Here is a 6,937-nt window from a genome sequence, read left to right as displayed (position 1 = left end):
AAACGGCCGGAACCGTACCCGGCCGCGTTCGTCCGGTGCCCGCGCGGGCACCGGACGTCGCGATCGGTCAGTTACGGCCGAGCTGCTGCATCGCCGACCCTTCGGCGCCCCGCCGCGGCTGCTGCGGCTGCTGGGGTGGCAGCACCGCGGGCGCCGGCGAGGGCCGGGCGGCGGGCGGCGGGGTCGCCACCGGCTGCTGGGCCTGCTGTTGCTGCTGCTGATGGGCGGCGGTGAGCTGTTCGGCGAGCTGCTGGGGCAGGACCACCGGAAGCGGTTCGCGCACCGGCAGCGCGTCGGTTCCCCGCCGGATGATCGTCTCGCTGAGCACGGTGCGCGCCGCCACGACCAGCGGGCCGCCCGCCGCGGTGGAACCCGAGGGTCCCGCCGCCACCAGCCGGATCATCCACCGGTAACCGTCCACGCCGATGAAGCGCAGATCGGCGCCCTCGGTGACGGCCACCAGTTCCCGGCCCCACGGGCCCTTCTCCACCGAGACCCGGGCCCCGTCCTTGCGCAGCGATTCCGCCAGGTCGGCCGCGACCGTGCGCCACTGGCCCTTGGATTTCGGCGCGGCGTAGGCCGCGACGGTGATGCGTCCGTGCTCGGTGGCCAGATGGACCGCCTGCGGGGTGCCCTGCGGGGTCATCTCGACCTGCAGCTGCCCGCCCGGCGGCACCGGCAGGATCACCGAGCCCAGGTCGAGGCGGGTATCGGTGAAGTTCTCCAGCACCTCGGCGACATCGTCGTAGTCGTAGGGGCCGCGCCGTTGGGGTTCGGTGTCGGGATCGTCGATCGCGGCGTCGTAGGCGTCGCTGTAGGCGGCGCCGCCGTATCCGTCGTCGTAGCTGTCGTCGTAGGGCTCGTCGTATTCGGCGCGGTGGTACCCGCCGTCGTCGTAGTCCTCGTATTCGCCGGTCTCGTACTCACCCGTGGTGTACTCGCCGGTGTCGTTCCCGTCGCCGGATCTGCGTCCGCCGGATTTCCGTCGTCCGAACATGTCAGGCCTCCTTGCCGTCGGCGGCGTCCGCCCCGCCCGGCGTCAAACTCGCGTGTCCCCCGCTGGATCCGTAACCGCCCGCGCCGCGCGCGGACTCGTCGAGCCGGTCCACCGCCACGAACTCGACCAGCTCCACCCGCTGCACCAGCAGCTGCGCGATCCGGTCACCGCGGCGCAGTTCGATGGGAGTGCGCGGATCGTGGTTGATCAGGCACACCTTGATCTCACCCCGGTAGCCGGCGTCGATGGTCCCCGGCGTGTTCACCACGGATAGCCCGGCCTTGGCCGCCAGCCCGGAGCGGGGATGGATCAGGCCCACGGTGCCCACCGGCAGCGCGACAGCGATACCGGTGCCAACCAGCACCCGCTCCCCCGGCTCCAGGACGACGTCCTCGGCGGTGCACAGATCCACGCCCGCGTCGCCGTCGTGGGCGCGCGTCGGCATGGGAATCCCGGGGTCCAGCCGGAGCAGCGGTATCGGTGAGAGTGCGTTCACGTCCGACCAGCCTACGCGCAGGCCCGGCGCGGGGGTCGCTTAGTGTTGAGTCGTGTCCGACCAGCCTCGACCCACCGAAACCGAGCGCCCCGCGGGACCGGAACCGACCGCCTGGCGCGAACGCCTCTGGGTGCCGCTGTGGTGGTGGCCGGTGGGCTTCGCCCTCGCCGGTCTGCTCGCCGCGGAGATCCATATGGGAGCGCCCGGCCTGCGGGCCTGGCTGCCGTATGTCCTGTTGTTCCCGGTGCCCGTCTGGGTGCTGCTGTGGACGAGCCGGCATCGCCTGGAAGTCACCCCGGACGCGACGGGCACCCCCGAACTGCGGGTGGGCCGGGCCCATCTGCCGGTATCGTTCGTCGCCCGGGCGACCGTGGTGCCCAGGAGCGCCAAGAGCGCGGCGCTGGGCCGTCAGCTCGATCCCGCGGCCTATGTCCAGCACCGGCCGTGGATCGGCACCATGGTCCTGCTGGTGCTCGACGACCCGGACGATCCGACACCCTACTGGCTGGTCAGCACGCGCCGGCCCACAGCGGTCCTGGCCGCGCTCGGCCTTCCGAGCGCGGATTGACCTCACGCTCCGCTCAGGCCGCGCAATCCATGCAGATCATCTGACCGCCTGCCTCGCTGGCCAGGCGGCTGCGGTGATGTACCAGGAAACAGCTCGAGCAGGTGAACTCGTCGGCCTGTTTCGGAATCACCCGAACCGTCAGCACTTCCTCGGACAAGTCCGCGCCGGGGAGCTCGAACGACTCCGCGGTATCGGATTCGTCGACATCCACGACGGCGGACTGGGCCTCGTTGCGACGAGCCTTCAGCTCCTCCAGCGAATCCTCCGACACATCGTCGGACTCGGTACGCCTCGGTGCGTCATAGTCGGTTGCCATGTCGTCTTCCCCTCGTCCTTACTCCGTATATCCGGACCGGCGTACGCCGTCTCTCGACCGCGCCCGCCGCCCCGCCGGTGGTGCACTTCACACCCGCACCGGTCCTCTATCAGCGCGAATCCGGTGGACTCACCTCCGATAGCGTCCGGACAACGCATGAGTTGCCCTGCTTGTTCCCGCGACCGATCGCCGATTTACTCATGGATATTTCGGTCTGGGCGGCCAGACAATAGCGGACGGTGCGGAAAATGTCGCAATCGAAACCCGGCCGTGTCGAAACCGCTGGGCAATCGATACGCCGCCCCGAGCGAGCCGTGACCGGCCCCGGTAACGCGCCCGGAGCGGCCTGGGTAGTGCGCGGCACGCGGGCCGGGGTACGTACAGTATCGACGTGGTTTCACTGATCACCGAAGGCAGACCGACGGATTCCAAAGGCCGTCCCTACCCGCGTCGACGGCCGCGCCCCTGGCTGATACTCGTGGTCGTTCTGATGGTTGTTTGCGCAGGTCTGTGGATCAAGGCACTGACCACCAACGATGACGACCACACGCCCATGGCCTGCAATTCGCCGACCCCGGCCACCGATCCCAAGGCCGCGCCGCAGCCGCTGCCCGGCCAGCGGGTCGGCGCGAGTCGCCTCGAGGATGTGGAACCCGCACCGACCGCGGGTACCCAGGTGCGCGTCCTGAACGCCAACGGACAGCGCGGCCAGGCCGCGCATGTCGCGGCCCAGCTCGGTGATCTGGGGTTCGGCAGCCCGCCCGGGGATCCTTACGGTAACGATCCGATATACGCCAACGGTGACCTGGAATGCACCGGCCAGATCCGGTTCGGTGAGAACGGCCGCCCGGTCGCGGCCGCGGTACAGCTGGCCGTCCCGTGCGCCGAACTCGTCGAGGACAAACGCTCCGACACATCCGTCGACCTGGTGCTCGGCTCGCTGTTCGGCGGCGACCTGCAGCCCAACAACGACGCCGAAGAAGTGCTGCGGTCGCTGCAGAACCCGGTGAGCGGGGAGAGCCCGGCGATCGACCCGGATATGCTCGCGGCCGCCCGGATCGCCCGCTGCTGACCGCGGGCGCCCGGGCCGGGGGTCAGGCCTCCGGAATCGGCGCGGCGACGCCCAGGCGATCGAGCAGCGCGAACAGTTCGTCGGCGATACCGGGCGCCGCGGCCACCACGAGTGCCCCCGCGGCGCCGGTCGTCGGCATCGGGGGCAGCCGCAGCACCGCACCGGCCTCGGCTGCGATCAGCGCGCCGGCCGCCCAGTCCCACGGATTCAGTCCGTGCTCGTAGTGCGCGTCCACCCGCCCCTCGGCGACCATGCACAGATCCAGCGCGGCCGCGCCGATCCGGCGGATATCACGCACATGCGGCAGCAGCTCGGCGACGCAGGCCGCCTGCCGGGTCCGCCGGGGGACCCCGTAGGCGAAGCCGGTCGCGACCAGCGCCAGCCGGCCGGAGCGCACCGGGTTGCACCGCAGCGGTGTATCGCGGCCGTCCGGGTCGATCCGCAGCGCCCCGAGGCCGGTGGCCGCGGTGTAGACCGTCGACGCCGCGATATCGGCGACCGCCCCCGCGACCGGTCGGCCGCCGCGCACCGCGGCCACCGAGACCGCGTACGCCGGAATCCCGTAGAGGAAGTTTACGGTGCCGTCGATCGGGTCGACCACCCACACCACGTCCTCGTCTGCCGCCGCGGCCAGGTCGCCGCCGCCCTCTTCGCCGAGAATGTGGTCGCCGGGTCGCAGCCGGGCCAGTTCGTCACGGATGAGCTGTTCGGTCTCGGTATCGACGACGGTCACCGGATCGGTCGGGGTGCTCTTGGTCCGCACTGCGGCCTCGGCCGAGGCAGCGGAGGCGAAGACTTCGCGACGGCGGACCCGGGCATGCGCGGCGGCGATACCGGCCAGATGGGCCGCGATCCGGCGCAGCACGGTGGCATCGGCGGGGGCGGGTTCGGTGGCAGCGGTGAGAGACCAAATCGATTCCGGCACGTCTTCCATCGGAGCACAGATCCTGCGATGAGGTCGTCCGGGCACGCGCATTACCCTTGTCGTGCACACCACACCGGCGGAGCCCGGCCGCGGAGGAGGCAGCACGACGCGGGTGGCCCGACGACGCCGTCCGGATCTCCTCGCGCGCGGCCGGGCCCGCCCGGAAACCGGTGCGACGCACCACGACATCAGCCAGCACAGGGAACGAGGAACCCGCATGTCCGTTGGACGGCACGCGTTCGGTATCGATATCGGCGGTAGCGGCGTCAAGGGCGCCGCGGTCGATCTGGACACCGGGGAGCTCGTGCACGAGCGCATCAAGATCGCGACCCCGCATCCGTCCACCCCGGACGCGGTCGCGGCCGCCGTGGCCAAGTTGATCGAGACCGCGGGCTGGGACGGACCGGTGGGTCTCACCCTGCCGTGCGTGGTCCTCGACGGTGTCGCGCACACCGCCGCCAATGTCGACAGATCCTGGATCGGCACCGACGCCCGGGCCCTGTTCGCGACGGCACTCGGCGGTCGCGAGGTGACCGTACTCAACGATGCCGACGCGGCGGGACTCGCCGAGGACCGCTACGGCGCCGCCCGCGATATCCACGGGCTCGTACTCCTGCTCACATTCGGTACCGGAATCGGTTCCGCGTTGCTCAACAACGGCTCCCTCGTTCCGAACACCGAACTCGGACATCTCGAGATCGGCGGCATGGAAACCGAGCACCGGGCCGCCGCCTCGGTCAAGGAGAGGGAGAACCTCGACTATCCCGAGTGGGCGGCGCGGGTCAGCACCGTACTGAGCGGCCTGGAGGACCTTTTCTGGCCGACAGTGATCGTGGCCGGTGGCGGGATCAGCCGCGATGCCGACCACTGGATTCCCCTGCTGACCAATCGCACCCGCGTGGTTCCGGCGAACTTGAAGAACACAGCGGGTATCGTCGGCGCGGCCATGGCCGTCGATACCGGGATCACCCCCTGAGGTTGTCCACGGCACGGGCCAGTGCACACTGGTCGGATCGTTACAATGGAAGCACCCGGCGGTGAGCCGGACCCCCGACCGGCGTTCAGCCGGTAAACCCGACAGACCGCTCCGCCGGAATACTACTCTGGCGTGACGCCGCACGAGACCGTCACGAAAGGGCGTACGTGGTAGCCACGAATACCCGTCAGACAGCCGAATCGGCCGACGCCGAGGCCACGGAAGTTCCCGCGGCACGCCCGGCCCGGAAGGCCGTGGCCAAAAAGGCCCCGGCGAAGAAGGCCGCTGCCAAGAAGGCTCCGGCCAAGAAGGCCGCTGCCAAGAAGGGAGTGGCCAAGAAGGCCCCGGCCAAGAAGGCGGGGAGCGCGGGCGCCCCGGGCTCGGGCGAGGAACAGCTCGACGACGATTCGCTGGATGTGGCGGATCTCGGCGACCTGGAGGTCTCCGAGGACGATCTCACCGACGAGGGCGACGAACTCGTCGCCGAGCCCGTCGGGGAGGAACCCGAGACCGAGGCACCCGAGGACGGCACCTCCGAGCCCACCGCGGCGGACAAGGCCTCGGGCGATTTCGTCTGGGACGAGGAGGAGTCCGAGGCGCTGCGCCAAGCGCGCAAGGACGCCGAGCTGACCGCGTCCGCGGATTCGGTGCGGGCCTACCTCAAGCAGATCGGTAAGGTCGCGCTGCTCAATGCCGAGGAGGAGGTCGAACTCGCCAAGCGGATCGAGGCCGGGCTCTACGCGGCGGAGAAGATGCGCGAGTTCACCGAGGCCGGGGACAAACTCCCCGTGGCCACCCGCCGCGATTTCAACTGGATCATCCGCGACGGGAACCGCGCCAAGAACCACCTGCTCGAGGCGAACCTGCGTTTGGTGGTGTCGCTGGCCAAGCGCTACACCGGCCGCGGGATGGCGTTCCTGGATCTCATCCAGGAGGGCAACCTCGGCCTGATCCGCGCGGTCGAGAAGTTCGACTACACCAAGGGCTACAAGTTCTCCACCTACGCCACCTGGTGGATCCGCCAGGCGATCACCCGCGCCATGGCCGATCAGGCCCGCACCATCCGTATCCCGGTGCACATGGTGGAGGTCATCAACAAGCTCGGGCGTATCCAGCGCGAGCTGCTCCAGGACCTGGGCCGCGAGCCCACCCCGGAGGAGCTGGCCAAGGAAATGGACATCACCCCGGAGAAGGTGCTGGAGATCCAGCAGTACGCCCGGGAGCCCATCTCGCTGGATCAGACCATCGGCGACGAGGGCGACAGCCAGCTCGGTGATTTCATCGAGGACTCCGAGGCCGTGGTCGCGGTGGACGCGGTCAGCTTCACCCTGCTGCAGGATCAGCTGCAGTCGGTGCTGGAGACGCTGTCCGAACGTGAGGCGGGTGTGGTCCGGCTGCGGTTCGGCCTGACCGACGGCCAGCCGCGCACCCTGGACGAGATCGGTCAGGTCTACGGGGTGACCCGCGAACGGATCCGGCAGATCGAATCCAAGACCATGAGCAAGCTCCGGCACCCCAGCCGGTCGCAGGTCCTGCGCGACTACCTGGACTGAGTCCCGGCAGCAGCACGCGCAAAGGCCCCTGAAC

At 69.8% G+C, this 6,937-nt stretch carries 8 protein-coding genes; 4 read left to right on the top strand and 4 right to left on the bottom strand.

The genetic code is table 11. From position 1 onward, the window contains the following. Positions 1-67: 67 nt before the first annotated feature. Entirely contained in the window at positions 68-997 is a 930-nt protein-coding gene (locus ACLML9_RS26940; RefSeq protein ID WP_411948140.1) for a DUF3710 domain-containing protein, read from the bottom strand. Between the two features lies 1 nt (position 998). Beyond that, positions 999-1,493 carry a dUTP diphosphatase gene (gene dut / locus ACLML9_RS26935; protein ID WP_030521608.1) on the bottom strand — a complete coding sequence of 165 codons (495 nt, stop codon included), beginning with the start codon at positions 1,491-1,493 and terminating at the stop codon, positions 999-1,001. Between the two features lie 52 nt (positions 1,494-1,545). Here dut and ACLML9_RS26930 point away from each other — a divergent pair, with 52 nt between their 5' ends. Beyond that, positions 1,546-2,061, top strand: coding sequence for a DUF3093 domain-containing protein (locus tag ACLML9_RS26930; RefSeq protein WP_411948139.1), 516 nt, complete (start codon positions 1,546-1,548; stop codon positions 2,059-2,061). Positions 2,062-2,074: 13 nt separating this feature from the next. On the opposite strand, the gene ACLML9_RS26925 is transcribed toward ACLML9_RS26930, so the two are convergent. Beyond that, positions 2,075-2,377: a DUF4193 domain-containing protein gene (locus ACLML9_RS26925; RefSeq protein WP_030521610.1), complete on the bottom strand. Its 303-nt coding sequence runs from the start codon at positions 2,375-2,377 to the stop codon at positions 2,075-2,077. Between the two features lie 391 nt (positions 2,378-2,768). Between ACLML9_RS26925 and cei the strand changes: the two genes are divergently transcribed. Then, on the top strand, positions 2,769-3,449 hold the full coding sequence (cei, locus tag ACLML9_RS26920) for an envelope integrity protein Cei (RefSeq protein WP_411948138.1): 681 nt from the start codon (positions 2,769-2,771) through the stop codon (positions 3,447-3,449). A gap of 22 nt (positions 3,450-3,471) precedes the next feature. Here the strand turns inward: cei and ACLML9_RS26915 are convergent, their stop codons facing one another. Next, entirely contained in the window at positions 3,472-4,383 is a 912-nt protein-coding gene (locus ACLML9_RS26915) for an inositol monophosphatase family protein (protein ID WP_411948137.1), read from the bottom strand. Between the two features lie 208 nt (positions 4,384-4,591). Here ACLML9_RS26915 and ppgK point away from each other — a divergent pair, with 208 nt between their 5' ends. Continuing rightward, a complete protein-coding gene (ppgK, locus tag ACLML9_RS26910) occupies positions 4,592-5,350 on the top strand; it encodes a polyphosphate--glucose phosphotransferase (protein ID WP_411948136.1) in 759 nt (252 codons plus the stop codon). 167 nt (positions 5,351-5,517) lie between these two features. Next, positions 5,518-6,903 (top strand): RNA polymerase sigma factor, encoded by a 1,386-nt coding sequence (locus tag ACLML9_RS26905; RefSeq protein WP_411948135.1) that lies wholly within the window; start codon positions 5,518-5,520, stop codon positions 6,901-6,903. The last annotated feature ends 34 nt before the right edge of the window (positions 6,904-6,937 follow it).

The organism is Nocardia sp. NPDC002869 (assembly GCF_046764065.1).
Lineage (GTDB): Bacteria > Actinomycetota > Actinomycetes > Mycobacteriales > Mycobacteriaceae > Nocardia > Nocardia rhamnosiphila.
Note: the sequence above shows the minus strand (reverse complement) of the source record. Positions and strands in the feature narration are given on the sequence as shown.